Raw genomic sequence first — 25016 nt, forward strand, 5'->3', positions numbered from 1 at the left:
CCGAGACGGATGAGGGGTGTTCCAGCGGAGTGAGACGTCGGCGCCAAGCTGGAGCACCCCTCATCCGTCGCCTTCGGCGACACCTTCTCCCACAAGGGGAGAAGGGAAGAAGGTGCTCCTATCGCCAAGGCTGCAAACTCTTGTCCCGCGCATAGGCGATGATCGTGTCGCAGACGGCGTTCATGTCTCTCAGGACATCGTCGTTCCAGAAGCGCAGGATGCGAAAACCCTTCGCCTCGAGCTCTCTCTTGCGGATCCGGTCAGTGTCCGAGTCCGCGTGCTGGCTGCCATCGATCTCGATGATCAGCCCGGCTTCAGGGCAAACGAAATCGGCAACATATTTTCCGATGGGCATCTGACGCCGGAATTTTATCCGATCGAGCCTGCGGTCGCGCAGTTCCTGCCAAAGCTTGCCTTCCGCTTCCGTCATGTCGCGCCGGAGCGAACGGGCAAAATTGCGCTTGGCGGGGCGACGGGTTGATGCGGCATGGGGCCAGATTAGTCCGCCGCAGCGCTCCGTCCAGCGCCCCCCCTCTGTCGCCTTTGGCGACATTTCCCCCCTTGAGGGGGAGATCGGCTGCCTCCTACTGCGTCAGTGCCGTGGCCGAGGGCCGCTTGTTGAAGTCGCATTTGCCGGTGACGTTGTAGAAGAAGTCGGCGTTGCTGACCGGCGCCGGGACCGGGTTGCCGCCGTCTTCCCAGGCCTGGTAGCTTGTCGCGCCGCAGGGCACGATGCTGAAGATATCGACGGTCTGACCGGTCGCGGTCTCGGTCAGGCTGTTCGCGTATGCCCCGTTATAGAGCCGGTTGGATGTCGCCGGATCGTTCGACATCAGCTTCTTCGGGTTACCCGACGGCACGTCCATCTGCAGATAGAGGCCGCCCATCGTGCTGACATCGACCGCCGCGCCGGCGCTATTGGCCGGGTACATCGTATCGACACAGTAATATTTCGTGCCGCTCGCGTCGGTCCTGAGGGTCACGCCGGTAGGCGGGTTGTTGCCGACGGTGCAGACCTGGTTCTGAACCAAGGTGGTGACGGTCTTCCCCGCTGAATCGGTGGTGAGGACGCTGACGTTGGTGGTGCCGTAGCCCTTGGGGTCCTTCGTGTTGCCATAGGTGTAGTCGATCGTCATCAGCGGCTTGGCCACCGCCGCACCGAATTGTGTGCCGTAGAGCGTCATCGTCTTGTTCCAGTAGCCCGACACCCCGGTGACCTTGAAGGTCGCGTTTACCAGCGACGGCGGCTTGCTGACCGCCGACACGACGGCAACCGGCACGGTGTCGATCCTGGCGATTTTCATGAAAATGGTCGGCATGGCAAAACTTGCCGTGGCCCGGGCGGTGGCGGCGGCGGTGGTGGTACCAGCCACGAAGCTGTTCAGCGTCGCGGTGCCTTGTCCGCCGTTGGCGATGAAGGAATCCTGCAGCGCCGCCTGGCGCTGCGCCAGCGTCGAGGTGGTATCCATGGTTGTGATCGACAGGAGCGCCGCATCCAGCGCCTGCTGCTGGTTGGACCGGGTCTGGACCGCGCTGGTATAGTCGACCGAGAAGCCGACGGCGGATATGATCGGCACCAGCATGAGAAAGAACAGCGGCATCATCGACCCGCTGCGTGAACGGGCGAACCCGCTGGCAACCCTGCGCATTTCGCAACCCCCAAAGGATATTAGAGACTGCGCAGGTACCATGCAGCCGGCAAACCAAGGTCTAACGCGATAGATCAAAGTTTAGGCATTCCTGGCCGCCGGGCCGGTATTCCGGGCTTTTTGGCGCGGCTCACCGCTTTGTGATCGACAGGGCGGCCCTTGGCCCGCAAGCCTTGCCGCCGCTGGCCGCCCCTGCTAAAGCGCGCGGCATGAGCACGCCCCTCGACCACATCCGCAATTTCTCCATCGTCGCCCATATCGACCATGGCAAATCCACGCTGGCCGACCGCCTGATCCAGTCCACGGGCGGGCTGGAGCTGCGCGACATGAAGGAGCAGGTGCTCGACTCGATGGATATCGAGCGCGAGCGCGGCATCACCATCAAGGCGCAGACGGTGCGGCTGAAGTACCGCGCCTTGAATGGCGAGGATTATATCCTCAACCTCATCGACACGCCCGGCCATGTCGACTTCGCCTATGAAGTGTCGAGGTCGCTCGCCGCCTGCGAGGGCTCGCTGCTCGTCGTCGACGCCTCACAGGGCGTCGAGGCGCAGACGCTCGCCAATGTCTACCAGGCGATCGACAACAACCACGAGATCGTCGTTGTGCTGAACAAGGTCGATTTGCCGGCCGCCGAGCCCGAGCGCATCCGCGAGCAGGTCGAGGAGGTGATCGGCATCGACGCCTCCAATGCCGTGCTGATCTCGGCCAAGACGGGCCTCGGCATTCCCGATGTGCTCGAAGCCATCGTCCACCAATTGCCGCCGCCGCGCGAGGGAGACGCTAACGCACCCTTGAAGGCGATGCTGGTCGACAGCTGGTACGACGCCTATCTCGGCGTCATCGTTCTGGTGCGCATCATCGACGGCGTGTTGAAGAAGGGCCAGACCATCCGCATGATGGGCACCGGCGCCAAATATCTGGTCGAGCGCACCGGCGTGTTCACGCCCGCCCGCATCAATGTCGACGAGCTTGGCCCCGGCGAGTTCGGCTTCTTCACCGGCTCGATCAAGGAAGTGGCCGACACCCGCGTCGGCGACACCATCACCGAGGACAAGCGACAGACCGGCCATGCCCTGCCCGGCTTCAAGCCGGCGCAGCCGGTGGTGTTCTGTGGCCTGTTCCCGGTCGACGCCGCCGATTTCGAGGATCTGCGCGCCGCCGTCGGCAAACTGCGCCTCAACGATGCGTCCTTCTCCTACGAAATGGAAACCAGTGCGGCGCTCGGCTTCGGCTACCGCTGCGGCTTCCTCGGCCTGTTGCACCTCGAAATCATCCAGGAGCGGCTGGAGCGCGAGTTCAACCTCGACCTGATCGCCACGGCGCCCTCGGTCGTCTACCGGCTGCTCCTCAATGACGGCTCGATGAAGGAGCTGCACAACCCGGCCGACATGCCCGACGTTGTGAAGATCTCGGCCATCGAAGAGCCATGGATCCGCGCCACGATCCTGACCCCCGACGACTATCTCGGCGGCATATTGAAGCTTTGCCAGGACCGGCGCGGCATCCAGGCCGACCTCTCCTATGTCGGCAAGCGCGCCATGCTGACCTACGATCTGCCGCTCAACGAAGTCGTCTTCGATTTCTACGATCGCCTGAAATCGATCTCCAAGGGCTACGCCTCGTTCGACTATCACCTGACCGACTATCGTGAGGGCGATCTGGTGAAGATGTCGATCCTGGTCAATGAGGAGCCTGTCGACGCGCTCTCCATGCTGGTGCACCGCACGGCGGCGGAAAAGCGCGGCCGGCAGATGGTCGAGAAGCTCAAGGAGCTGATCCCGCACCATCTGTTCAAGATCCCGATCCAGGCCGCCATCGGCGGCAAGGTCATCGCCCGCGAAACCATTTCCGCCCTGCGCAAGGACGTGACCGCCAAATGCTACGGCGGCGACGTCTCGCGCAAACGCAAGCTGCTGGACAAGCAGAAAGAAGGCAAGAAGCGGATGCGGCAGTTTGGGAAGGTCGATATCCCGCAGGAGGCGTTTATCCAGGCGCTGAAGATGGGGGATTGAGAAAATCTCTCTCGCATCTATGATCTTGCTGCGGGTGACAGCCTGTCTTGAAGAGACAGCGGGAGAATTATGCCAGGCGGGCGATGCGAGAGTTAAGGAAGACGGACATTATACTTTCGCAAGATGAGTTCGCGAGAGTAGGAGCTTTCTATGCGAAGCCATGGCTTCGTGAGGCGCATGATGCCATATTCGAGCTGATAAGCCTTTGTGAGAGCGGAGCCCAAAAGGAGTTGATTTTTGACCTTTTGGACCGATTTGTGTATTTTTACGAGCAGGATATTTCAAACTGTGTGGACTATTTCTTTTCTCATTGCATTCCTATTTGGGCATTAAGTACTGCTGACACAGTAATTGCGCCATTGCACAACGATATAAGAGCCGATAGCTCTCAAGCAGTGCTGCACCGTATATCAAATGAGATGAAAAAGCCGGGAAAAGTGCGTTTAGACGATTATAACTCTGCTTTTCGCGCCGCACATGCTCATAACGCTCAAAAGATTGTTTTGGTCGATGAGTTCGTAGGCAGTGGCGATCAGGCTATTAGCGTAGTTAAATCGCTAAGAGAGCATCTCGACAAGCATAAAATAGAATCGACTTTGTTTATCTTCTCCTATACAGCTATGGGTCGTTCAAAATCGCGAGTTTCACCCCTTGTCGCTGATTTTGAGGCGGCAAGGTGGATGAAACGAGGTATTTCTGACTTCAATAGTTTTACACAGAGAAAGAAGCTTATATCGGAGATGAAGGAAATCGAAACCAAGCTCGCGAAGACCGGCTTCCTAAATGGGAGACCTCGAAAGCTATACTCGCTTGGTTATAGGCAAGCGGAAGCGCTTTTTAAGAATCACAGCAGTTCAACGCCCAATAACGTATTCCCAATATTTCACTGGCCGTGGCTATCAGATGGCAGTGAAAGACAAACTGTATTAACGCCTGCATGACACCGCACTTGAAAATCGTTGCGCTCGAGCTCCTTAAGAAGGGCGTCTGTGATTCGTATTCGTTGCACGTGAAATACAGATTAACTCCATTTCAGGTTCAAGATGCGTTTGGCGATTTGCACGGACTTGGCATATGTAACTTGGAAGGTAGCCGCATCGTTATTACTGACTCTGGACTTTCGAAGATGTTTGAGAAGCGCTTTGCTCTGTTCTCTAACAAGGGTTGGAAGGTAGTACCAGATTACTGGGCTCGGCCAAAAGAGGATGCCGGTGTCCAACATCTACCCGTCTACAGCCTAGTGGACCGTTCGCTCTTGAAGATGAGCAAATAGCATCCTATACAGGTCTCCTGGCCGCCCCGGTTAGGACGATGAGGTGTTACGCCTCGGGACTAAAGGTGTCTTTATCATCTCTGCGAGGGCTAACGCCCATCGCTAATGAGCCCTAACAGGCTCATTGCCATGTCGCTAACGCGCATGGATGAAATACAAATATGTATAATGATGAATAGTAATCGAGGCGGTCAGGCGTTCTTAAATGACTGATGAGACATTAGCGGGGGCGCTCCGAGAGCGAGGGGTTCCGGTTAGATGGATTGATGCTTATGAGAGCTACGCGCAGAGGCTCACCGAGAACGGTGTGCCGGTTATATTCGAACTGAAGCACCTAGCTATCCTCACGGAAATCGATCTGTCCTTCGTATTGTCGTGCGTTTACGCGACGAATATCCATTATCGAATATTTATAATTCCGAAGAAGACAGGAGGAACGCGCGAGATATGTGCTCCTCTCCCAGCATTGCTGTCTATCCAACGCTGGATAAATCACCAAATACTTGAGAAATTTGCGGTGAGTGAATTTGCGCACGCGTATGTTAATGGAAGGTCAATTGTTAGCCACGCGCAGAATCATAGATCCGGGCGCGTCTTGCTTAAGATGGACCTACAAAATTTCTTTGGCTCAATCACACTGAGCATGGTGTTGGGGATATTCCGAGCTGCAGGATATTCAAGAAATTTAAGTTTTGACCTTGCGAAAATTTGTACATTGGGTGATTTTGCACCACAGGGAGCCGCTACTAGCCCATCAATAAGCAATATCATATTCTACCACATCGATCAGGCGATAGGGTCGATCTGCGCCAAAAATGAGCTGATATACAGTCGATATTCTGACGATATATGCATTTCCGGGCGTCACATCTCGAAGGAAATTATAGCGACGTTGCGCGAACTTATTGAGTCGAACGGGTTCGCAATAAATGATAAAAAGACAAAGTTGGCAACGTCGGCAGGTAGGAGGATCGTAACTGGCATATCGATTGGGTCCGGGAGGATGCTACCCACTCGGGCATTCCGAAAGGATGTGAAACGAAGACTGGCAAGAATACGGAAAATCGGCGTCAATTCGGCGATGGTTGAAGATGGCGACCCGTTCGTTCTCGACAGGTTGGTGGGAAAGTTGCATTTCTGGAGCCACATTGACCCCGATAACAAAAGAATTCGCGTGGCCCTCAATGAAATGATTTCCTTGGCAAAGGGGGAATCGCAGACTACGGGGACTTAGCGCAGTTGGCAGTTGTTTGGGGAGACATCGCATGCGCACCACCTCAGACACCGTCGCCTCTCTCGGCCTAGCTATCGGCGGCGCCTTCGGCCTCGCCGGCACCTTCGTCGCCAGCGCCCCGCTGCGCGAAACACTCTGGACGATCGACGGCGCGGCGCTGGTGGTGGCGACCGCGCTGCTGACGATGAAATACCAGCGTCTTGGCAATGACTGCGTGGCCGCAGGGTTCCTGACCTTCCTTGCCGGCGAGACGCTGCTGATGGCCGGCAATGCGGCCGGCTTGCAGGCTAGCGTGCCCTCCTACGTCGGCGGCATCTCGCTTTGGGCGGCGGCACTGGTCATGGTCAGCGCGCCCAGGACATTTGCCCTGTGGATGCGGCTCACCGCGCTTGTGGCCGCCGTGCTGTTCGTCGTCTCGGCTTGCATGATCCTCTGGGGCGCGCCCCTGCTGCCGACCTCGGCGCCGCTGCCCGCCGCCGGCTATCCGTTCCTGGTGCTGACTTTTGTCGGGTGGATCTGGACGCTGCTGAGGGAGCGGTGAGGGGTCTTCCTCCCCCCACAAGGGGGGAAGGGAAGAACGCGCTTCACCGCCCGCGCCGCCGAGCGCTCTCCCAAGATCAATCCGACACGACGGTACGAAACCGTACCAAGTTCCCGGCTCGGTTGCTCGTGCAATATCGGACCGGTACACAAATCGGGCGGCGGACCTGAACAAGGTCGCTGGGTGGCCGGCGCGGGGCTCAGGCAATTGTCACAACGGCATCGCGCCGGCCATTTCCCAAGCGGTGCCCCGGCCAAATGTAGTCGGCAAAGCCCGATGCTGGCGGCGCTTCTCCATTGCAATAACGGCAATCAAGCGGATCGGGCGCCGGCAGGCTGGAGCCGGAATGCTCTTCCCGGCGAATCGGCTGCCGTTTGTCCTATGGTGGACATGAAAATCATTCGCCACGGCAAGAAGAGCTAGAGAATTCGATCCATGCGTATTCCCAAAAGTGGCTTTCCGTGATTGTCTGACTTGCGCAGGGCTACTAAAGCGCACCGCGCTTGAACGGATTCAGGCGACGCGCCTCAGCTCTTTGTTTCCGGTGCATGTCGTTCTCCCAGAAATCGAAGTCATTTTGGGGCACCACGCATTGGGCTGGTCAAGTCAACCAAGGGGGGATGAACGTGGCTAAAGGAACGCGCAAAGCACCGAGGAAACGCACATTCGATGCACTTCCCGATACTGTTGATTTCAGGGACACTATTTTTGTCCCGACACTCATACGCGTGGCGCCGGTCTCGGACCTGGCGACGTATCGATCCCATCGCATTCCAGTGCTCAACCAGGGCAGCGAAGGGGCTTGCACGGGCTTCGGGCTCGCCACGGCGGCGAACTATCTGTTGCGCGTCCGCGGCGAGAACCCGAACGCGGACGAGGTGAGCGCCTGGATGCTCTACACCATGGCAAAGCGCTATGATGAATGGCCCGGCGAAGACTATGCCGGATCCAGCGCGCGCGGCGCCATGAAGGGCTGGTTCAAGCATGGGCTTTGCGCCATGACCCTGTGGAAGGAGAAGGTGCCGGACCCCAAATTGAGCTCCGAGCGGTCGGCGGATGCGATCCGGCGCCCGTTGGGTGCGTATTTTCGCGTCAATCACAAGGACCTGGTCGCCATGCACTCGGCGATCAGCGAAGTCGGCGTGCTCTACGCGACAGCGGCCGTGCACGAAGGCTGGCAGCAGGTTGGCAAGGGCGATGCGGCGATCACGTTCCGGCCGGGAACCATCGGCGGCCATGCCTTCGCCATCGTGGGATATGATTTGCGCGGCTTCTGGATCCAGAACAGCTGGGGACCCGATTGGGGCGAAGGCGGGCTTTCGAACCTGTCCTATGCCGACTGGCTGGCCAACGGCAAGGACGTCTGGGTGGCCGCACTGGGGGCGCCCATCGACCTCGGGCCGCCCGTCGCCACGGCAATGATGCGCGCCGGTGCCCCGCGCAGCTACGAAAGCCAGGTCTACGCCGATCTGCGGCCCTATATCATCACCTCCAAGAACGACGGCATCCTCGATAGCAAGGACACTTATGGGCTGACCGAGGACGGGCTCAAGACACTGATGACCGAGCGTATGCCGGCGGCGATGAGCACATGGCGGACCAAGCGTGTCCTGCTCTATGCGCATGGCGGGCTGGTTCCTATCGATTCCGCGATCCAGACCGTGGCCAACAACCTTGGCCCCTTGCTCAAGGCCCAGGTCTATCCATTGTCGTTCATCTGGCGCTCCGACGTGTGGAGCACCATCCGCGACATCCTCCAGGACTCGATGACACGGCGCCGCGACGAGGGCATCCTCGACAAGGCCAAGGATTTCATGCTCGATCGGGTCGACGACATGCTCGAGGTCGTCGCGCGAAATCTCGGCGGCAAGGCGCTTTGGGACGAAATGAAGAAAAATGCCGAGCAGGCCTCCAGCCAGAAATACGGGGCCGCGAGGTTGGCTGCCGGCCATCTCATCGACCTCGCGGGCAAGATCGATGAAATCCACCTGGTGGGCCATAGCGCGGGAGCCATCTTTCTCGCGCCGCTGGCGGCGAGATTGGGCAAGGCGGGCGTCAAGATAAAGAGCGTCAGCCTTTGGGCGCCAGCCTGCACGCTGAAGCTGTTCAATACGGTGTACAAGCCGCTGATCGAGAAGGGCGTCATAGAGGCGTTCGACCTCTATACGTTGGATGACGCCACCGAACAGGACGACGACTGCGCCAATATCTACCACAAGTCATTGCTCTATCTGGTCAGCAATGCCCTCGAGGACTGGCCACGCATACCGGGCGTACACGACAAGCAAAACGGTGTTCCCCTTCTGGGCAGGGCGCTGGACGCGGGCACGATCCCCAAGGATTTCTGGAAGAAGCCGGCGCGCAAATGGCTGATATCACCAGGAAGCGCCAGCCACGCGCGCCATCACGGCGATTTCGACAATGATGACACCACGCTGCGTTCGACGTTGAAGCGCATCGTCGGCTCCACGGTGTCGCCGCCGACGCTGCCGCCACCGCCGCCGGCACTGGTGCAATCGCGTGAGGCGCGCATCCAATACCGTCAAAAACTGGACGTGGCCCTGCGGCGCTAGACCGGGCTTGCTCGCATGCCCGGTCATGACTGGTGACCTGCGGATGGGAACCCGCAGGCCCTTATGCCCGTCGCCCAAAAGTGAGCTCGGCGGGCGTGTCAGGACTCGATCCAAACCTTCTCGAAATGCTGTTCCAGCGCCTGGTGCTGTTCGCAGCCTTCGACGCCCTTGCGGTAGGTGCGGTAGACCGAGCGCCAGTAGGGTTGGATGATGATGCCTGAATCGCGCAAATTCTTTTCGATGCCGGCCATGATCTCCTTGCGCGCCTTGGCGTCCGGGGTGGCCAGCGCCTTGTCCAGCAGCTCGTCGAACTCCTTGCTGGCGTAGGCGCTTTCGTTCCAGGCGGCGCCCGACTTGTAGGCGAGCGCCAGCACCTGGACGCCGAGCGGGCGGCCGAGCCATTCGGTGCAGGAAAAGGGGTATTTGCTCCAGTCGTTCCAGAAGGTGGCGGCGGGCAGCACGGTGCGCTTGATCTTCAGCCCGGCCTCGCGCATCTGCGCGGCGATCGCGTCGCCGGTGCTCTTTTGCCATTCGACATCGACGGAGATGAGGTCGTATTCGTGGTCCGCCTTGCCGGACTCCGCCAGCAGCTTCTTGGCCGCCTCCACATCGCGCTTGGCGGGGCCGATATCGGCATATTCGGGGTGCATGGGGCCGACATGGTGGTTGTCGGCGGGCTTGCCGCGGCCGTCGAGGCCGAGTTTCAGCACGGCGGAATTGTCGACGGCGAGCTGGGCGGCGCGGCGCAGCTTGACGTCCTCATAGGGCGCGTTCCCGACATTGAAGCGGGCGACGATGGTGGAGCCGGTGGCGATCTCGGAGTTCATCAGCCCCATCTGGTCGGTCTGCGAGACGGCGTCGGAAGCGGTCTCGTGGTCGGTGTCGATCTCGCCGGACTCGAACGCCGACAGCATGGCGTTGGGGTCGGAGCCGTAATCGACCCATTTGATGCCGTCGAGCCAGAATTCGCCCTTCCACCAGGGCTTCGACTTGCGCTTCACCTCGGCGCCGGTCTCGGCATCCCAGCTCACCAGCTCGCAGGGGCCGGTGGTGATAGCCAGCGCCTTCATCGGATCGCCGTCGCCGTCATAGGAGCGGTGCATGATCAGCGCCGGATAGTCGGCCATGCCGGCGATCAGCGAAATGTCTGGCTTGGGCAGGTTGAGCTTGATGGTGAAGTCGTCGACCTTCTCGATGCCGCCATCGACCGCCTTCTTGGTGTCGGCGTCGACCAGCGCGCCCATGCGCGCGGCGACCGAATTGCCGGCGACACCGGCCTCGCACCAGCGGGTGAGGTTGTGGACGACATCGTCGGCGTTGAAGGCGTCGCCGTTCGACCAGGAAATGCCCTTGCGCACATGCAACGTCAGCGTCCTGGCGTCGTCGCTCATCTCCCACTTTTCGAGCAGCCAGGGCTCGAACGAGAAATCGGTGTTCCAGCGCACCAGATATTCATTGCAGTGGCGGGCGACGTTGGACATCTCGACGCCGTCGAAGGTGCGCGGGTCCTTGAAACCCTTGACGTTCATGGCGACGCGCAAGGTGCCACCCTTCTTGGGCTCGGCCGCGCGGGCCAGGGTTGGGGCGAGACCGCCGAGCGCCAGCGCACCGGCGGCGCTAACCCCGAGGCCGGCCATCAGCGCCAGATATTCACGGCGGTTGATGCCGCCCTTCCTGAAATCGTCGGCGACGAGCCCGGCTTGCGGGTGCAGTTTGCGGTCGGTCAGCATGAATTTCATGGTCATTCCCCTGTTGTTGAGCGTTCCGGCCGGTCGCCACGCGGGGGCTGCGACCGCCGGGGGCGCCATTTGCTGGTGGGAATGATAGGGCTGGGTGACGCTAGGGAGTGTTCTGGAATCCGCAGGAGTTATGCGGTGCTCCGCAGGGGGTGATTGTGGCGTGAGAGCCAATCCCGATCGCCGATTCCGTCACGTCTGGTCCGCGGCTTCGCGTTCACCAGCGGCTTCCCCCACTCCGTCTCGGCTTCGCCGAGCCACCTCTCCCCCCTCCGGAGGGAGAGGAAGGGCGCCAAGGTCGGCAAGCTCGCGCCTTTCCTCTCCCCCGTCGACCGGGGGAGAGGTGGGGGGCGCAGCTCGACGGAGTGGGGGTCGACCCATGGCTCGGTCGTTGTATTTCGATCAGAACGGTGCGGCCTATGGCTGCTGGCCCGCCAGCATAGCAACATAGAGGCGCCCAACAAAAACCCGGCGCGAGGCCGGGTTTCTCAAGCAAATCCGTTCAGGCTGAAATCAGCTGACCTGGGTCTTCGAAGCCGCGGCCTGGTCCTCGGCCATCTTCTGCTGGAACATCTGCGCGAAATCGATCGGGTCGAGCATCAGCGGCGGGAAGCCGCCATTGCGGGTCGCCTCGGCGATGATCTGGCGGGCGAAGGGGAACAGAAGGCGCGGGCATTCGATGAACAGGATCGGCAGCATGTGCTCCTGCGGGAAGCCCGAAATGGCGAAGACGCCGCCATAGACCAGCTCGACATTGAACAGCACTTCCTGGTCGAAGGAAGCCTTGGCGTTCAGCGTCAAATTGACGTCGAACTGCTTGTCGGAGAGCGGATTGGCGTTGACGTTGACGTTGATGGCGATGCCGGGCGCCTTGTCGCGGCCGCGCAGCGAATTGGGCGCGCCGGGGCTTTCGAAGGACAGGTCCTTCACATACTGGGCCAGGACGTTGAGCGACGGCTGCTGTGCCGCGTTGCCGTTTCCGTTGGCCGCGCCGACCGGCGCGTCATCATTGCTGGCCATGAGCCTTTTCCTTTTGCCTGGGCAGCGTTGCTGACCGAATTGAAATCGGGCGTTCGCTACCATGGTCGGCATGACAAGACAAGGTTTGCCGCCTTCGGTGCCGGGCGATGGCTGCCCGTCCTCCGCAGCCGTTGCGGAAGGGCTCCCTTCCTCTCCCCCGTCGATCGGGGGAGAGGTGTCGAGCGAAGCTCGACGACGTTGGCGCAAGGCGGGCAATGCTTGCGCCTTGGTCCCTTTTCAATCCGTTCGTGGCGCTTGCCACGTGGTTCCCCCACTCCGTCTCGGCTTCGCCGAGCCACCTCTCCCCCCTCCGGAGGGAGAGGAAGGAGCCTGGCTGGGGCGGCGCTGGCCGTTCATAACAAATCAGAACGCTGCAGCCGCTGTCTCAATCGTCCTTGAGCCGCCGCCAGGGCGAATTGTGATCCGGGCCGCGCTTCAAATCGTCCTCGCGCGAATAGTCGCCGTCGTCGAGGTCGATGACCTTGTCGCGCTGGCGTCCGCGAAAGCCGCCGGCCGAGAAATTGGTGGCGACGACGATGCGGCCTTTGAGCCGGCTCCAGGCAAGGTCGCGCACCGGCGGCAGGAACAGCAGCAGGCCGATGATGTCGGTGATGAAACCCGGGATGATCAGGAGGATCGCGGCGACCACGATCATGGCGCCATGGGCGAGCTGGCGGCTGGGATCATGGCCGTCGTTCATCTCGGTGCGGATGCGCGACATGACGCCGAAACCCTGGTGCCGCAGCAAAAGCACGCCGGCGAGGCTGGAGGCCAGCACCAGGCCGACCGTCGCCAGCGCGCCGATCTCACGGCCGACGATGACGAAACCGGCGATTTCCAGCAGCGGAAGTGCGAGAAGAAAAAGGGGAAGCAGCGAAATGCGCAAGTCTTGCCAATCTTTCGGTGGTTTTGGTCGTTTTCGATGTTTTGCCCGCTGGCGACCAATCGCCGCTGGCACTAGGGCTGTTAGATAGGTATGCCTGCCTTTGATTTGAATGATTGCGCCTTGCGTTCTATATGCTTTGAATGTTGAACGCTATGCGACCGTGGGCTTGCGGGCCGGGCGGTCCGGCCACGAGGCAGGGATTGATTGGCGGAAGATATGGGATTCTTCGACTTCGGCACGATTTTCTTCCTGATCGCGGCGGTGGTGATCTTCTTCCAGCTGCGCAACGTGCTGGGCCGTCGGACCGGTAGCGAGCGGCCGCCTTTCGATCCCTATACGGCGGCGCGCACCGGCGACAAGGATGCCGCCCAGAAGCCCGAGAATGTCGTGTCGCTGCCGCGCAAGCGGCTGCCGGGCGAGCCGGCAGCACCCGACGCCTATGCTGCGATCGATGCCTTCGCCAAGCCGGACACCGACCTCAACAAGGGCCTGCGCACGATCAAGGACAATGATCCGTCCTTCGACCCCAAGGGTTTCGTCGACGGCGCCAAGATGGCCTACGAGATGATCGTCATGGCCTATGCCGATGGCGACCGCAAAACGCTGAAGAACCTTCTGTCGCGCGAGGTTTTCGACGGCTTCGTCGCCGCGATCGGCGAGCGCGAGGCCAAGTCGGAGAAGATCCAGTCGTCCTTCGTCGGCATCGACAAGGCCGATATCGTCTCGGCCGAGATGAAGGGCGGCGAGGCGCATGTCACGCTGCGCATCATCAGCGAGCTGATCTCGGCGACGCGCGACAAGGCCGGCACCGTCATCGACGGCGATCCCGAAACCGTGGCCGAGGTCAAGGATGTCTGGACCTTCGCCCGCGACACGCGCTCGCGCGATCCGAACTGGAAGCTCGTCGCCACCGAAGAAGAAGACTGAGCCCAGATAAAGGCGGGGGCTCCGGTGTCGCTATCGCCCTCCTTCGTGGCCAAGTCTTTTGACGATCTCCCCGGCTGGGGCGACGACGACCATCCATCGGCCTTCGAGGCCTTTCGCCGTTCCGCCTTCCACGTCCTGTCCAAGCCCTATCGCAGCGGTGCGCTCGGCGTCGATTTCGGCGCTTTCGCGGAGGCCTATGCCGAGGCGCGCGGCGTCTCTTCCCTGAACGGGGCGCAGGCCCGCGCGTTCTTCGCCCGCACGTTCTTCGAACGTCATTTCGTGCCCATGCTGGTGCGGGCCGAGACCGGCCTCGTCACCGGCTTCTACGAGCCGCAGGTCGAGGCGTCGCCGGTGCGGACGCAGCGCTTTTCCGTGCCGCTCATGTCGCGGCCGGCCGATCTCGTCGATGTCGACGACGCCAACCGGCCTGACGGGATGGATACTTATCTGGCCTTCGCTCGCGGGCTCCCGGGCGGGCTGGCTGAATATTTCGACCGTGGCGCCATCGAGCGCGGTGCGCTCGCCGGCCAAGGACTGGAGATCGCCTGGCTCGCCGACAAGGTCGATGCCTTCTTCATCCATGTGCAAGGGGCGGCGCGGCTTGCCATGACCGACGGCCGGCTCTGCCGCGTCACCTATGCCGCCAAATCCGGCCAGCGCTTCACCGGGCCTGGCAAGATCCTGAGCGAGCTCGGCGAAATTCCGCTCGCCGAGGTGACGATGCAGTCGATCCGCGCCTGGTTCAAGGCGCATCCGGACCGCGTCGACGAGATCCTGTGGCAGAACCGCTCCTATATCTTCTTCCGCGAGGCCGATGTGGATGACGCAGGCCTTGGCCCGATCGCCGCCGCCAAGGTGCCGCTGACGCCCGGCCGCTCGATCGCCGTCGACCGGCTGCTGCACACATTCGGCACGCCCTTTTACATCGACGCGCCGACGCTCACCGCCTTCGACGCAAAACCGTTCCGGCGGTTGATGATCGCGCAGGACACCGGCTCGGCCATCACCGGGCCGGCGCGCGGTGATCTGTTCGCCGGCTCGGGTGATGCCGCCGGCGAGATCGCCGGCGTGGTGCGCAACGCCGCCGACTTTTTTGCGCTGGTGCCGCGCCCGCTGATCGGGGGCGCGTGATGAGTAGGCGCCCAGATAGGCTGAGCGAGGACGACCGAGTGCTGTGGAACCTGGTGGCGCGCTCCGCCAAGCCGCTGAAGGGCAGAACCGCCGTCGACATCCCAGACATTGCGCTGGAAGCCAGGCCGACGCCGTCGCAACCGGCCCAGCCCGCCACCAATGCCGCCGGTTCCGCAAAGCCGAAGGCACAGCATGTCACGCACCGCCTCGACGACCCGACGCTGGACAAACTGTCGAAGGGCCGGCTGCCTATCGAGGGCCGCGTCGACCTGCATGGCATGACGCAGGACGAGGCCTATTCGCTGCTGTTCTCGTTCCTGCACCGGGCACATGCCGGCGGCATCCGCTATGTGCTGGTCATCACCGGCAAGGGGTCGTCCTCAGGCGGCGACGGCGTGCTGCGGCGCGCGGTGCCGGCCTGGCTGTCGACGCCGGCATTCCGGCCGCTGGTCTCCAGCCACGACCATGCGGCCCGCAACCATGGCGGTTCGGGCGCGCTCTATATCAGGCTGCGGCGGGTGCGCTCGTGAGGCCCGAAGCCACGGGGCCGGGCGCATGACCCCGTTCGGCGAGAAGCTGCGGGCGCTCCGAAGCGAGCGCGGCGTCAGCCAGAAGGACATGGCGGCGGCGATCGGCGTCAGTGCGGCCTATCTGTCGGCGCTCGAGCATGGCCGGCGCGGCGCGCCGACCTGGACGCTGATCCAGAAGATCATCGGCTATTTCAACATCATCTGGGACGATGCCGAGGAGCTGGCGCGGCTGGCCGAGGCCTCGCATCCGCGTGTCAGGCTGGACACGTCGGGCCTGAGCCCGGCCGCCACCGAGCTCGCCAACCTTTTGGCCGAGAACATCGAAAAACTCGACGAGGCGGAGCTGCGCAACATCACCGCGTCGATCCGCAGGGCGCTCGGCCGGCGGCCGTAGCCGGGATTGCAGGGATTCCGAGGCGGCTGGGCATTCGTCTCGACGCAAAACAGCGCCCGCCGGCGACAGCCGGCGGGCGCTGCAGCGAGATCAATTCTTGCCGGCAGTGCTGCCGCCGCCATTGCCGCCCCTGCCGCCATTGCCTTGATGGTCACGGCCACCATTGCCGCCGCCCAGGCATTCCGATGTGCCGGCGCCGCAACAGCGGCCGGCCCAAACGTCGTTGTTTTGCGTGTTGGCACAGCTTGGAACGGTCTGGCCAGCCAGAGCGGATCCGGCCAGGCCCGACAGCGCGACGGCGGCGAGGAGGGTGTTACGCAGAAAAGCAGTCATTTGAAGTCTCCATGTTTGGTTTCGGTTCACGGCTGTGTGTCGCCGGCCGGACCGAAATGGTTCATGGAGGTGCGAAAATTTTTTGGAGGAATGCTTGGCGCATTCGTGGCGAGGATATTAGGCAACGCTGGTAAAACCGCGACGCGAAACCTACTGCACCGACCCGACCAGGACCTGCTGGCCACCGCGGATCGAGACCCAGCGGCCGGTGTTGTCGATTGCCTGCCGCTTGAGGAAGCGATAGCCGGTCTGGTCCCATGGCCTGACCTTGTCGGTCAGATTGTCGAGCACATAGTCGCCCCCGTCGGTGCGCACCGTCAGCACGGCGTGCCCTTCGCCGTCGGGCTTGCGCACCACGGTCATCAGGAGGTTGGCCAGCGAGACGCCCATGCGGGAGAGCTGGCGGCGCTTTTCCAAGACATAGTCCTCGCAATCGCCGACGCCCCTGTCGGGATAGGCCCAGACCTCGTCCTTGCCGTAGATGTCCATGTCGCTCATCGGCTTGACGGCGGCGTTGACCCTGGAGGTGACATTGACCAGCTTGCGCATCAAGCCGTCGGTCAAGGCGGCGGGCGCCAGCCTGGGCGGACGGATCGAGCATTCACCGGGATGCAGCCTGCAGAAATCGTAGTGGCCGATCGGCTGCGAGGTAAGACCCCCCGTCGCCATTGCTCCGGCCGCCAAAGCCGGCGCCACCCAGCCTCCCGTTACTGCCAGCCCGGCTGCTGCCGCGCACGCGCGCAGCCTTCGCGCCATCGTTGAGGAATTCATTGTCCCCGCTCACCCTGTTGTTAACGAAAAGTTAAGGGCGATTTACAGTCCGTGTCAATTACGACGACAGTCTGATTTGCAGCATGGTTACCCGCGGGGAGGAACAGCGTCTATTGTGCAACAGAATCGGGCTTGTGGCCGGCCTTTGCGCCTATTGGTCCGGATTCCGGCGGCCGTCGCCGCTTTTTTTCGTCTTTTGAAGTCGTTGCGGAGACAAAACCGGTCAACGGTCTTGCCGCGATTGCCTATCGCTTGGCGGTGCGGACCAGCTTCGGCTTGACCGCTACCCGGGTCTGGCGGCCATAGCTGGTGATGAAATCGACGATGCGCGGCACGATCTCGGAGCGGAAACGCGAGCCGTTGAAGACGCCGTAATGGCCGACCGCCGGCTGCATGTAATGCGCCTTCCTGTCGGCCGGGATGTTGACGCACAGATCCTGCGCCGCCTTGGTCTGGCCAAGGCCCGAAATGTCGTCGTTCTCGCCCTCGACGGTAAACAAAGCGACGTTGCGGATGACGGACGGATCGATCCTCGTGCCGCGATGCGTCATCTCGCCCTTGGGCAAGGCATGGCGCACGAAGACGGTGTCGACGGTCTGCAGGTAGAATTCCGCCGTCAGGTCCATCACCGCCAGATATTCGTCGTAGAAATCGCGGTGCTTCTCGGCATTGTCGCCGTCATGCTTCACAAGGTGCATGAAGAAGTCCTTGTGGGCGATGATGTGGCGGTCGAGGTTCATGCTCATGAAGCCGGACAGCTGCAGGAAGCCGGGATAGACCTCGCGGCCGAAGCCCGGCACCGGCCAGGGCGCTTGCATGACGACATTGTCGCGGAACCAGTCGATGCCCTTTTCCTCGGCCAGCAGGTTGACCGCGGTCGGGTTGCGGCGGGTGTCGATCGGGCCGCCCATCAGGGTCATGGTCGAGGGCACGAAAGGATCGCCCTTGGCCTCCATCAGCGCCACCGCGGCCAGAACCGGCACGGAAGGCTGGCACACAGCCATCACATGCGTGTCCGGACCCAGCGTGTGCAGCATGTCGATGACGTAGTCGATATAGTCGTCGAGATCGAAGCTGCCGTCCGCCAGCGGCACCATGCGGGCATCGACCCAGTCGGTGATGTGGACATCGGCGTAGGGCAGCATGGCTTCGACCGTGCCGCGCAGCAGCGTCGCGTAGTGGCCCGACATCGGCGCCACGATCAGAAGCTTCGGATCCGGCCGGCGCCCGGCGGGAACCGCGCGCTCGAAGCGGACGAGATTGCAGAACGGCTTCGACCACACGGTCTTTTCGGCGACCGCGACGCTCTTCCAGTCGACCACGGTCTTGTCGAGGCCGAAGACCGGCTTGCCGTAGCGGCGCGTGGTGCGCTCGAACAGTTCGGCGGTCGCCGCGATGGAACGGCCCCAGGGCGTGTGCGAAAACGGATTGAGCGGGTTGGAGTAGAACAGCCGCACCGCGTCGGCGTAAAGACGCGCGGGCTGGAGGGCGGCGTGGTTCATTTCATAGAGCTGGTAGAACATCGAGAACCCCGCTGCTGCCACGACCGAAGGGACGACGAGCCGCGCCGAGCCTAAATGTCTCGCGGCGAAGTTAACAACTAATTGCTGCGATGCAATACGTCACGTGGCGTGATCTATGCCCTTCTTTCGTCCAAGGCTTGGGAATCGGCCCTGAACGGGGCGAGCCGGCTCAGTGTGCGGCTGCGAAGGCGGGTCTTGCTGGGCCCGGCCTGTGCCGGACCCAGATATCTCAAACGCGTGCCATGCAGACGGCGGTGTGGCCGGAGCCGATGAAGCCGAGCTGGCCGGCCGCGCCCTTCGACAGGTCGAGCACGCGTCCCTTGATGAACGGGCCGCGATCGTTGATGCGCACGACCACGCTGCGGCCGTTGTTCTTGTTGGTCACCCGCAGCTTGGTGCCGAAAGGCAGTGTGCGGTGGGCCGCGGTCAGCGCCGATGGGTTCATACGCTCGCCCGATGCGGTCCTGGAGTGCAGGGCATACCACGAGGCACGGCCACACTGAGCGGCAGCGGTCGCCGAGGTTGCGGAAGCGCCGACCATGAGGCCAGCAGCGATCGTTACCGCGACAAGCGCGGTCTGTTTTGTGTTCTTCATATTTGGGGGAAGGCTCCGTTTTTGACAGACCCCAGCCGTTAGGTGCGAAATAAGGCAGGAAATGCGGCAGTCATCTGGCAGTTCCATGGCAAGAGCACACGTTTGGAGTCGCCGGGTAACAGTCTGTCAGGGATTTCTTGGCGAGATTTGATCAATTCGCGATGATCTTTTCGCTGCTATGCGAGATCCGTTTGACAATATCCGGGATTAATCTCCAAGTAGAAATCGTCAGGATTGAGCCACTTCCTTTGGCTCTTTCATCGTGGTCACGGCGCCACGAGCGATCGACTGGGAAAGCGAGATCCGTCAATGAGACCGACCAAAAATCTGCTGGCCAAAAATCTGCTGGCCTTGATCGTGCTGGCCATCGGCGCGCTGTGGTCGCTGCAAGGCATCGGCATGGTCGGCGGCAGTTTCATGACCGGCCAGTCGCAATGGCTCTATATCGGCATCGCCGCCATGCTGGTCGGCCTGGGCGGGCTGGTATGGGCAAACCGGCAGGGGTGAGTTGCGACGAAAGGGTCGACCCCCGCTCCGTCGAGCTGCGCTCGACATCTCTCCCCCGATCGACGGGGGAGAGGAAAGGCGCGAGCTTACGCAGGCTGGCTCCTTTCCTCTCCCTCCGGAGGGGGGAGAGGTGGCTCGGCGAAGCCGAGACGGAGTGGGGGAAGCCGCTCGCCAGTCGCGCAGCCGCTGCAAGACGGACCTAACCGAACAGCCGGTCAGCGCATCCTGCTCTCTCACTGCGACCAATATTGCCAGGCCCAGTAGAAACTTTCGTCGCGTGGCGGCAAGCGGTCGCGCCCGGGCTGGAGCCGGACCGGCGCCGGCGAGCGGGGGGCGCCTTGCCTGGCCTCCTCGTCGTTGGACGCAAGGCCCAGCAGCCAGGCGCGGAAATGGGCGAACAGCATGGCGGTGGAATGGGTCATCGTCGTTCTCCTTTCCCTTTTCATTCGCGTCCCGCCCACGGGACGAACACGCGCTCGATCCTGCGGATGGCGAATTCGAGCACGAAGGCGATGGCCGCGATCACCAGTATGCCCATCACCACCACGTCGGTGACCAGGAACTGGGCCGCCGACTGGATCATGAAGCCAAGCCCGCGCGTCGCCGCCACCAGTTCGGCCGCGACCAGCGTCGACCAGCCGGCGCCGAGCGCGATGCGCAGGCCGGTCAGGATCGAGGGCAGCGCGCTGGGCAGGATGACGTGGCGGACGACTTGCGCACGCGTGGCACCCAATGAACGCGCCGCGTTGATGCGCTCCTGCGAGACGCCGCGAACGCCGGAGGCGGTCGACAACGCCACCGGCGCCAGCATGGCGATGGCGATCACCAGGATCTTCGACGGCTCGCCGATGCCGAACCAGATGATGACCAGCGGCAGGTAGGCGAGCGGCGGGATCGGCCGCAGGAATTCCAGCAGCGGATCGAAGATGCCGCGTCCGACCGTGCTGATGCCGATGGCGAGGCCAACCGGCACGCCGACGAGGATGGCCGCGATCAGCGCGGCAAACACCCGGCCAAGGCTGGCGACGGCATGCTGGGCGAGCGTCGCGTCGACGAAGCCGTCTCGGATAACGACGATGAACTTGTTCCACACGGCGAGCGGCGAGGGCAGGAACACCGGCGACACCAGTTGCAGCCGGGCCGACAGCGCCCATAGAGCCAGCACCGCCAGGATGGTGACCGCGCTGACGATGCGGGCCGAGACGCCCGTCCGCTTCGGGCTCGGCCTGGACCACGGCACCAACAGGCCGTCGGCCTCCTCGATGCGGGAGCCGGGCCGCTCGCTGTAGGAGGAAATGGTCATGCCGTCTCTCCTTCGAAGATGGCGTCGGTCAGTTCGCCGCGCGCCGCGGCAAAGGCCGGATCGGCCTTGATGGCGCGGATGGCCTCGCCCGACGCGTGGCGCCTGGAGAAGCCGGGCTCGAAGGTCCGCACCACGCGGCCCGGTCCGGGCGCCAGCACGACGATGCGGGTGGCGAGCACCAGTGCCTCCTCGATGCCGTGCGTCACCATCAGCACGCCGACAGCGCTTGCCGTCCAGAGATCGAGCAGCGTCGTCTGCATGCGTTCGCGCGTCAGCGCATCGAGCGCGCCGAGCGGCTCGTCGAGCAGCAGGAATTCGGGTTCGGCGGCGAGCGCCCGGGCGAGGCCGACACGCTGGCGCATGCCGCCGGAAAGCTCCCAGATGCGCTTGTCGCCGGCACCGTCGAGCTTCACCAGCGCCAGAAGCTCATCGGCGCGCCGTGCCCGCTCCGCCGGCTGCACGCCACGCAGCCTGAGGGCGAAGGCGACATTCTCGCGCGCGGTCAGCCACGGGAACAGCGCATCGTTCTGGAACACCACCGCCCGGTCCGAACCGGGTGCCGTGATCGGACGGCCAGCGATCGTGGCCGTGCCGCGCGCCGGCGCGACCAGGCCGGCCGCGACATTCAGCAGCGAGGTCTTGCCGCAGCCGGAACGGCCGACGAGGACGACGAAGTCGCCCTTGGCGACGTCGATCGACACCCGCTCCACGGCCGGTGCCGGCTGGCCGTCATAGTGGACCGAGACCTTGTCCAGTACGAGATGGGGGTCGAGCACGAGATGCGGCATGGTGCCTCGCCGATTTGAAGGAAATCCGCCTGCCCCGAAACCGCTCCTCGTCAGCGGACCCGGGGCGGGCAGCACGCGGCGCCAGGGAAGGAGCGCGCGTGCCGTTCGAGTGCCGCATGTCCGTCAGGAGATGCACGGACGCAGCAGCACCTGGACTCAGTTCGAGGCCTGCGCCTCGGTGATGTATTTCGATGTCACGTATTTCGAATAGTCCGGCAGCACGGCGTCGACCTTGCCCTGCTCCTTAAGGAAGGCGGACGCCGCCGCGATCGCCTTGACGGTGCCGCCGCCGAGGAACTTGTCGGAGGCCTGCTCTTCCAATGTCGGGAAGACATAGCCCTTCAGGAGTTCCGGCACTTCTTCCAGCTTGGCGCCGGTGAGCTTGGCGATCTTTTCGGCCTGCGGCGACGACGCCGACCAGGTTTCCGGCTTGGCGAGGTACTCGGCATAGGAAGCACCGGTCACCTTGACGAAGCCGCGCACCGCTTCCGGGTTCTTCTCGGCGAAGTCGGTGCGCACGATCCAGGCGTCGAAGGTCGGCGCGCCCCAGGCGGCGACCTGCGAAGAGTCCACCACGACCTTGCCCGACGTCTTGATCTGGCCGAGCGCCGGGTCCCAGACATAGGCCGCGTCGATGTCGCCACGCGTGAAGGCGGCGGCGATTTCCGGCGGCCTGAGATTGAGGATCTCGACCGATTTCGGATCGACATTCTCATGCTTCAGCGCGGCGAGCAGGCTGTAATGCGTCGTCGAGACGAACGGCACGGCGACCTTCTTGCCGGCGAGGTCGGCAACCTTCTCGACGCCGGCGCCGTTGCGGGCGACCAGCGCTTCGGATTGCCCGATCAGGCCGACGACGAAGATGGCCTGGATCGGCAGTTCGCGGCTGGCCGCCGCCGCCAGCGGGCTCGAACCGACATAGCCGATGTCTACGGACCGGATGCGACTGCGGCGATGACATCGGCGCCGGAATCGAACTTGCGCCAGTCTATTGCCGCCTTGGTCGCCTTTTCATAGGCGCCGTCGGCCTGCGGCACCTTGGAGGGCTCGACCACCGTCTGGTAGCCGATGGTGATCTTGAGATCCTGCGCCATGGCCGGACCGAGGAAGGCGGCGCCGGCAAGAGCCGCCGACGACAGGAGAAGGATGCGTCGCGAAATGGTGGACATCAAAGGGCTCCATGAAACACGAGAAAACCGGATTGCCCCATGATAGTCAGCTAATTCTATCGTTCTTGTAGAGTTAAATCCTTCCAACAAAGGCGGATTTGTTGGAAAAAAGCTACCGGTGGCGCGGTGCCGAAGCGGAAAGGGAGGCTGTGGCGCGCCCGTCGTCACATCGCGGCGCTGCCTCGGGCAGCGAAATCATCGAACTTGAGCCGCCGCTGTCCACCGAACGGTGGACGACGCGAAATCCCTTTTGTGGTGGCCTACCGCCAATGGCGGAACGTTGGTTTCCCGCCTGGCAGCGCTAGCGGAAGTCATTGAACTTCAGTTAGCTTGGACGTGGTGTCCGTAAAGAAAAAGGGTAGATGATGCCGATAGAAAATTTGTTAGCTGAGTTTGCGCCCGATGGAAACGGAGGTTTAGTCGTAATATGCGAGCAACCCGGCGGAGGGTGTATAGTAATACATCGTGTAGCTTCTGCTAGGGAAAATGTCGACTATTTCGTTTCACCAGACAAGAATGGCGCATTGTTTGCGGCAGATCTGGCTCAATTAACAGAAAACGTCAATGAGCTATTTCGAAAAACGCAGGAAGCGAGGTTAGATAGGAACGCGAAGTTGGGAATACTATACACGCCAAGGGGCTGGATGCCAGTCTGGAAATATGAAAACTCGGATCACGCCCCACATCATAGGATAGAGCATAGATTTTCCTACGATTCACTAAGCAATGAGGAGAAAGAAAAGCTCTTTTGGCTTGGGAAGCCTGAGTAACTACGGTGCGCTCGAGCAACGCTCTGCCCCTATGTTGGGGGCGAGCGGCACGCAACCCATCCACGCGCCGCCACTTACGTCTGTGAAGCGGAACTGTTCGGTCCCGCCGCACGCGCGAAGACAAAAATCTCATTGGAGATCAAGAAGGCGTCGCTGGCCAGCGGATCGAGCAGGTTGGCTTGCGGGTCGGCCTGCCTATGGAGCCATACCAGCCAGGGGCGCGGCGAGCGACGCGGCAAGCTGAACCAGCTCGACCTGCCGCCGCACGCCGGTCTTCTCGAACAGTCGCAGCAGATGCGTCCTGACCGTGCTGCGGCCGATGTCGAGGACATCGGACGTCTCCTCAACCGTGCGGCCGGCTGCGATCTGCTCGAAGACGCGCGCCTCGGCCGGCGTCAGGCCGAACAGCGCGGCGACCAGCGCGGTTGGCGCGACAAAGGGCGTATCGGCCCGGGCCACGAACACCGCCGCGACCACGCTGGCATCGAACGCCCCACGCCCCGGACGCAGCGGCAGCACGTGCAGGGCTCCGGCCGAGCCGTCCTTCCAGCGTATCGGAACTCCCAGCCCCTTGCGGCCGATGGCGCTTTCGTCCTGCGCCGCCTGCGATACCGCGACGGCCAGTGCGCTGGACACGGCCGACACGCTGGCGGTGAGAACGCCGTTGCGGATGTTGAGGAGGTCGCCGCCGGCGACGAGCGCATGCGCCGCCGGGTTGGCATGCACGACACGCAGATCCGCGGTGGTGAGGAAGATCGGTGCTGTCAGCGTGTCGAGCACCGTCTCGAAGGTCGACCGGGCGATCGCCGCCATGTCGAGCAGCCGGTTGATCGTCGCGGCGCACTGCAGGTGCGGGATCAACAATCGGGCGGCCTCGATCTCATAGTCACCGATCGGCTCCACGCTCTCGTGGCGGCCAAGGCCCAGCGACCCAAAACCATGCTCGTCGCGAGCGAGCCCCAGCCCCATGACATCGACCAACCCCCGCGGCTTGGCCCACTCCAGCGAGTAGCGGTTGGTCGTACTCGCCCCTGGATTGACGCGGCTCATCACCGCGGGCTGATCCAGCGGCAGCGCCAAAAGCACCGCCAGCCCACCCCACTGGTCGGTAATGTCAACGGCGTAGTCCGCGATCCGGTCGACGTAGTCCTGAGGCATGTTGCTGGTCACGTTGAGCAGCACTTCGCCCGACGGCAACGCTTGCAGGTTGAGGGCCGCGTTCTCGAAATCGAGCGCGATGCGGATCTCTTCAATGGCGACGGACCAGCGCGAGGGATCGATCGCGGCGTCGTAGATCAGCCCTATCAGTTCGGACAACCGAGCCATCGAGAGAGGAGAACGCATCGCC

At 62.5% G+C, this 25016-nt stretch carries 23 protein-coding genes and 1 pseudogene; 10 read left to right on the top strand and 14 right to left on the bottom strand.

The window, feature by feature from the left end; all coding sequences use genetic code 11:
- Positions 1 to 118 precede the first annotated feature (118 nt).
- Both LB568_RS31630 and LB568_RS31635 read right to left on the bottom strand, forming a co-directional pair.
- On the bottom strand, positions 119 to 553 hold the full coding sequence (locus LB568_RS31630; protein ID WP_224732236.1) for an endonuclease domain-containing protein: 435 nt from the start codon (positions 551 to 553) through the stop codon (positions 119 to 121).
- A gap of 31 nt (positions 554 to 584) precedes the next feature.
- A complete protein-coding gene (locus LB568_RS31635) occupies positions 585 to 1649 on the bottom strand; it encodes a TadE/TadG family type IV pilus assembly protein (protein WP_224732237.1) in 1065 nt (354 codons plus the stop codon).
- Between the two features lie 209 nt (positions 1650 to 1858).
- Here LB568_RS31635 and lepA point away from each other — a divergent pair, with 209 nt between their 5' ends.
- The 5 genes from lepA to LB568_RS31660 all read left to right on the top strand — a co-directional run bounded on the left by lepA (position 1859) and on the right by LB568_RS31660 (position 9285).
- Positions 1859 to 3664: a translation elongation factor 4 gene (lepA, locus tag LB568_RS31640; RefSeq protein WP_023769284.1), complete on the top strand. Its 1806-nt coding sequence runs from the start codon at positions 1859 to 1861 to the stop codon at positions 3662 to 3664.
- A gap of 47 nt (positions 3665 to 3711) precedes the next feature.
- Positions 3712 to 4605 (top strand): hypothetical protein, encoded by an 894-nt coding sequence (locus LB568_RS31645; protein ID WP_224732238.1) that lies wholly within the window; start codon positions 3712 to 3714, stop codon positions 4603 to 4605.
- Between the two features lie 537 nt (positions 4606 to 5142).
- Positions 5143 to 6171: a reverse transcriptase domain-containing protein gene (locus LB568_RS31650; protein WP_224732239.1), complete on the top strand. Its 1029-nt coding sequence runs from the start codon at positions 5143 to 5145 to the stop codon at positions 6169 to 6171.
- Between the two features lie 31 nt (positions 6172 to 6202).
- Positions 6203 to 6712, top strand: coding sequence for a hypothetical protein (locus LB568_RS31655; protein ID WP_224732240.1), 510 nt, complete (start codon positions 6203 to 6205; stop codon positions 6710 to 6712).
- Between the two features lie 728 nt (positions 6713 to 7440).
- Positions 7441 to 9285 (top strand): C1 family peptidase, encoded by a 1845-nt coding sequence (locus tag LB568_RS31660; protein ID WP_224732241.1) that lies wholly within the window; start codon positions 7441 to 7443, stop codon positions 9283 to 9285.
- A 98-nt stretch (positions 9286 to 9383) separates the two neighbouring features.
- Here LB568_RS31660 and LB568_RS31665 read toward each other — a convergent pair whose 3' ends face one another.
- From LB568_RS31665 to LB568_RS31675, 3 genes are all read right to left on the bottom strand, one after another.
- On the bottom strand, positions 9384 to 11024 hold the full coding sequence (locus LB568_RS31665) for an ABC transporter substrate-binding protein (protein WP_224732242.1): 1641 nt from the start codon (positions 11022 to 11024) through the stop codon (positions 9384 to 9386).
- 510 nt (positions 11025 to 11534) lie between these two features.
- On the bottom strand, positions 11535 to 12041 hold the full coding sequence (secB, locus tag LB568_RS31670; protein ID WP_013892096.1) for a protein-export chaperone SecB: 507 nt from the start codon (positions 12039 to 12041) through the stop codon (positions 11535 to 11537).
- A gap of 385 nt (positions 12042 to 12426) precedes the next feature.
- Positions 12427 to 12927, bottom strand: coding sequence for an FxsA family protein (locus LB568_RS31675; RefSeq protein ID WP_224732243.1), 501 nt, complete (start codon positions 12925 to 12927; stop codon positions 12427 to 12429).
- 216 nt (positions 12928 to 13143) lie between these two features.
- On the opposite strand from LB568_RS31675, the gene LB568_RS31680 reads away from it, so the two are divergent.
- Genes LB568_RS31680 through LB568_RS31695 form a run of 4 tightly spaced genes read left to right on the top strand, consistent with a single transcriptional unit; the run spans position 13144 to position 15909 of the window.
- Positions 13144 to 13854: a Tim44/TimA family putative adaptor protein gene (locus tag LB568_RS31680; RefSeq protein WP_013892098.1), complete on the top strand. Its 711-nt coding sequence runs from the start codon at positions 13144 to 13146 to the stop codon at positions 13852 to 13854.
- Between the two features lie 24 nt (positions 13855 to 13878).
- Complete coding sequence (locus LB568_RS31685) at positions 13879 to 14985, top strand: murein transglycosylase A (protein WP_224732244.1); 1107 nt, start codon at positions 13879 to 13881, stop codon at positions 14983 to 14985.
- Complete coding sequence (locus tag LB568_RS31690; RefSeq protein ID WP_013892100.1) at positions 14985 to 15515, top strand: Smr/MutS family protein; 531 nt, start codon at positions 14985 to 14987, stop codon at positions 15513 to 15515. Before LB568_RS31685 ends, LB568_RS31690 begins: the two co-directional genes overlap by 1 nt.
- Positions 15516 to 15540: 25 nt before the next feature.
- Entirely contained in the window at positions 15541 to 15909 is a 369-nt protein-coding gene (locus tag LB568_RS31695) for a helix-turn-helix domain-containing protein (protein WP_013892101.1), read from the top strand.
- A gap of 90 nt (positions 15910 to 15999) precedes the next feature.
- On the opposite strand, the gene LB568_RS31700 is transcribed toward LB568_RS31695, so the two are convergent.
- From LB568_RS31700 to LB568_RS31715, 4 genes are all read right to left on the bottom strand, one after another.
- A complete protein-coding gene (locus LB568_RS31700) occupies positions 16000 to 16242 on the bottom strand; it encodes a hypothetical protein (protein WP_013892102.1) in 243 nt (80 codons plus the stop codon).
- A gap of 150 nt (positions 16243 to 16392) precedes the next feature.
- Complete coding sequence (locus tag LB568_RS31705; RefSeq protein ID WP_013892103.1) at positions 16393 to 17013, bottom strand: transglutaminase-like cysteine peptidase; 621 nt, start codon at positions 17011 to 17013, stop codon at positions 16393 to 16395.
- A 245-nt stretch (positions 17014 to 17258) separates the two neighbouring features.
- Entirely contained in the window at positions 17259 to 18536 is a 1278-nt protein-coding gene (locus tag LB568_RS31710) for a polyhydroxyalkanoate depolymerase (RefSeq protein ID WP_224732245.1), read from the bottom strand.
- Between the two features lie 229 nt (positions 18537 to 18765).
- Positions 18766 to 19131 (bottom strand): septal ring lytic transglycosylase RlpA family protein, encoded by a 366-nt coding sequence (locus tag LB568_RS31715; protein WP_023769300.1) that lies wholly within the window; start codon positions 19129 to 19131, stop codon positions 18766 to 18768.
- 309 nt (positions 19132 to 19440) lie between these two features.
- Between LB568_RS31715 and LB568_RS31720 the strand changes: the two genes are divergently transcribed.
- Positions 19441 to 19638 (top strand): hypothetical protein, encoded by a 198-nt coding sequence (locus LB568_RS31720; protein ID WP_181176821.1) that lies wholly within the window; start codon positions 19441 to 19443, stop codon positions 19636 to 19638.
- Positions 19639 to 19871: 233 nt separating this feature from the next.
- Here the strand turns inward: LB568_RS31720 and LB568_RS31725 are convergent, their stop codons facing one another.
- From LB568_RS31725 to LB568_RS31745, 5 genes and pseudogenes are all read right to left on the bottom strand, one after another.
- Positions 19872 to 20060 carry a hypothetical protein gene (locus tag LB568_RS31725; RefSeq protein WP_224732246.1) on the bottom strand — a complete coding sequence of 63 codons (189 nt, stop codon included), beginning with the start codon at positions 20058 to 20060 and terminating at the stop codon, positions 19872 to 19874.
- A gap of 20 nt (positions 20061 to 20080) precedes the next feature.
- Entirely contained in the window at positions 20081 to 20941 is an 861-nt protein-coding gene (locus LB568_RS31730) for an ABC transporter permease subunit (protein ID WP_224732247.1), read from the bottom strand.
- Entirely contained in the window at positions 20938 to 21729 is a 792-nt protein-coding gene (locus LB568_RS31735; RefSeq protein ID WP_224732248.1) for a taurine ABC transporter ATP-binding protein, read from the bottom strand. The genes LB568_RS31730 and LB568_RS31735 overlap by 4 nt, the downstream gene beginning before the upstream one ends.
- A gap of 156 nt (positions 21730 to 21885) precedes the next feature.
- Positions 21886 to 22898, bottom strand: a pseudogene (gene tauA, locus LB568_RS31740) (taurine ABC transporter substrate-binding protein).
- Between the two features lie 965 nt (positions 22899 to 23863).
- The gene (locus LB568_RS31745) at positions 23864 to 24985 is read right to left on the bottom strand and encodes a helix-turn-helix transcriptional regulator (RefSeq protein ID WP_224732249.1); all 1122 of its coding nucleotides are present in this window, start codon (positions 24983 to 24985) and stop codon (positions 23864 to 23866) included.
- Positions 24986 to 25016 lie beyond the last annotated feature (31 nt).

The sequence above is a fragment of the Mesorhizobium sp. B263B2A genome, assembly GCF_020165775.1.
GTDB classification, from domain to species: domain Bacteria; phylum Pseudomonadota; class Alphaproteobacteria; order Rhizobiales; family Rhizobiaceae; genus Mesorhizobium; species Mesorhizobium opportunistum.

Coding starts and splice junctions, on each gene's coding strand:
- lepA (WP_023769284.1), top strand. CDS start 1,859: ATGAGCACGCCCCTCGACCACATCCGCAATTTCTCCATCGTCGCCCAT.
- LB568_RS31710 (WP_224732245.1), bottom strand. CDS start 18,536: ATGTTCTACCAGCTCTATGAAATGAACCACGCCGCCCTCCAGCCCGCG.
- secB (WP_013892096.1), bottom strand. CDS start 12,041: ATGGCCAGCAATGATGACGCGCCGGTCGGCGCGGCCAACGGAAACGGC.
- LB568_RS31690 (WP_013892100.1), top strand. CDS start 14,985: ATGAGTAGGCGCCCAGATAGGCTGAGCGAGGACGACCGAGTGCTGTGG.
- LB568_RS31635 (WP_224732237.1), bottom strand. CDS start 1,649: ATGCGCAGGGTTGCCAGCGGGTTCGCCCGTTCACGCAGCGGGTCGATG.
- LB568_RS31655 (WP_224732240.1), top strand. CDS start 6,203: ATGCGCACCACCTCAGACACCGTCGCCTCTCTCGGCCTAGCTATCGGC.
- LB568_RS31725 (WP_224732246.1), bottom strand. CDS start 20,060: ATGACCCATTCCACCGCCATGCTGTTCGCCCATTTCCGCGCCTGGCTG.
- LB568_RS31650 (WP_224732239.1), top strand. CDS start 5,143: ATGACTGATGAGACATTAGCGGGGGCGCTCCGAGAGCGAGGGGTTCCG.
- LB568_RS31695 (WP_013892101.1), top strand. CDS start 15,541: ATGACCCCGTTCGGCGAGAAGCTGCGGGCGCTCCGAAGCGAGCGCGGC.
- LB568_RS31680 (WP_013892098.1), top strand. CDS start 13,144: ATGGGATTCTTCGACTTCGGCACGATTTTCTTCCTGATCGCGGCGGTG.
- LB568_RS31665 (WP_224732242.1), bottom strand. CDS start 11,024: ATGAAATTCATGCTGACCGACCGCAAACTGCACCCGCAAGCCGGGCTC.
- LB568_RS31735 (WP_224732248.1), bottom strand. CDS start 21,729: ATGCCGCATCTCGTGCTCGACCCCCATCTCGTACTGGACAAGGTCTCG.
- LB568_RS31715 (WP_023769300.1), bottom strand. CDS start 19,131: ATGAAGAACACAAAACAGACCGCGCTTGTCGCGGTAACGATCGCTGCT.
- LB568_RS31700 (WP_013892102.1), bottom strand. CDS start 16,242: ATGACTGCTTTTCTGCGTAACACCCTCCTCGCCGCCGTCGCGCTGTCG.
- LB568_RS31730 (WP_224732247.1), bottom strand. CDS start 20,941: ATGACCATTTCCTCCTACAGCGAGCGGCCCGGCTCCCGCATCGAGGAG.
- LB568_RS31720 (WP_181176821.1), top strand. CDS start 19,441: ATGAGACCGACCAAAAATCTGCTGGCCAAAAATCTGCTGGCCTTGATC.
- LB568_RS31630 (WP_224732236.1), bottom strand. CDS start 553: ATGTCGCCAAAGGCGACAGAGGGGGGGCGCTGGACGGAGCGCTGCGGC.
- LB568_RS31705 (WP_013892103.1), bottom strand. CDS start 17,013: ATGAATTCCTCAACGATGGCGCGAAGGCTGCGCGCGTGCGCGGCAGCA.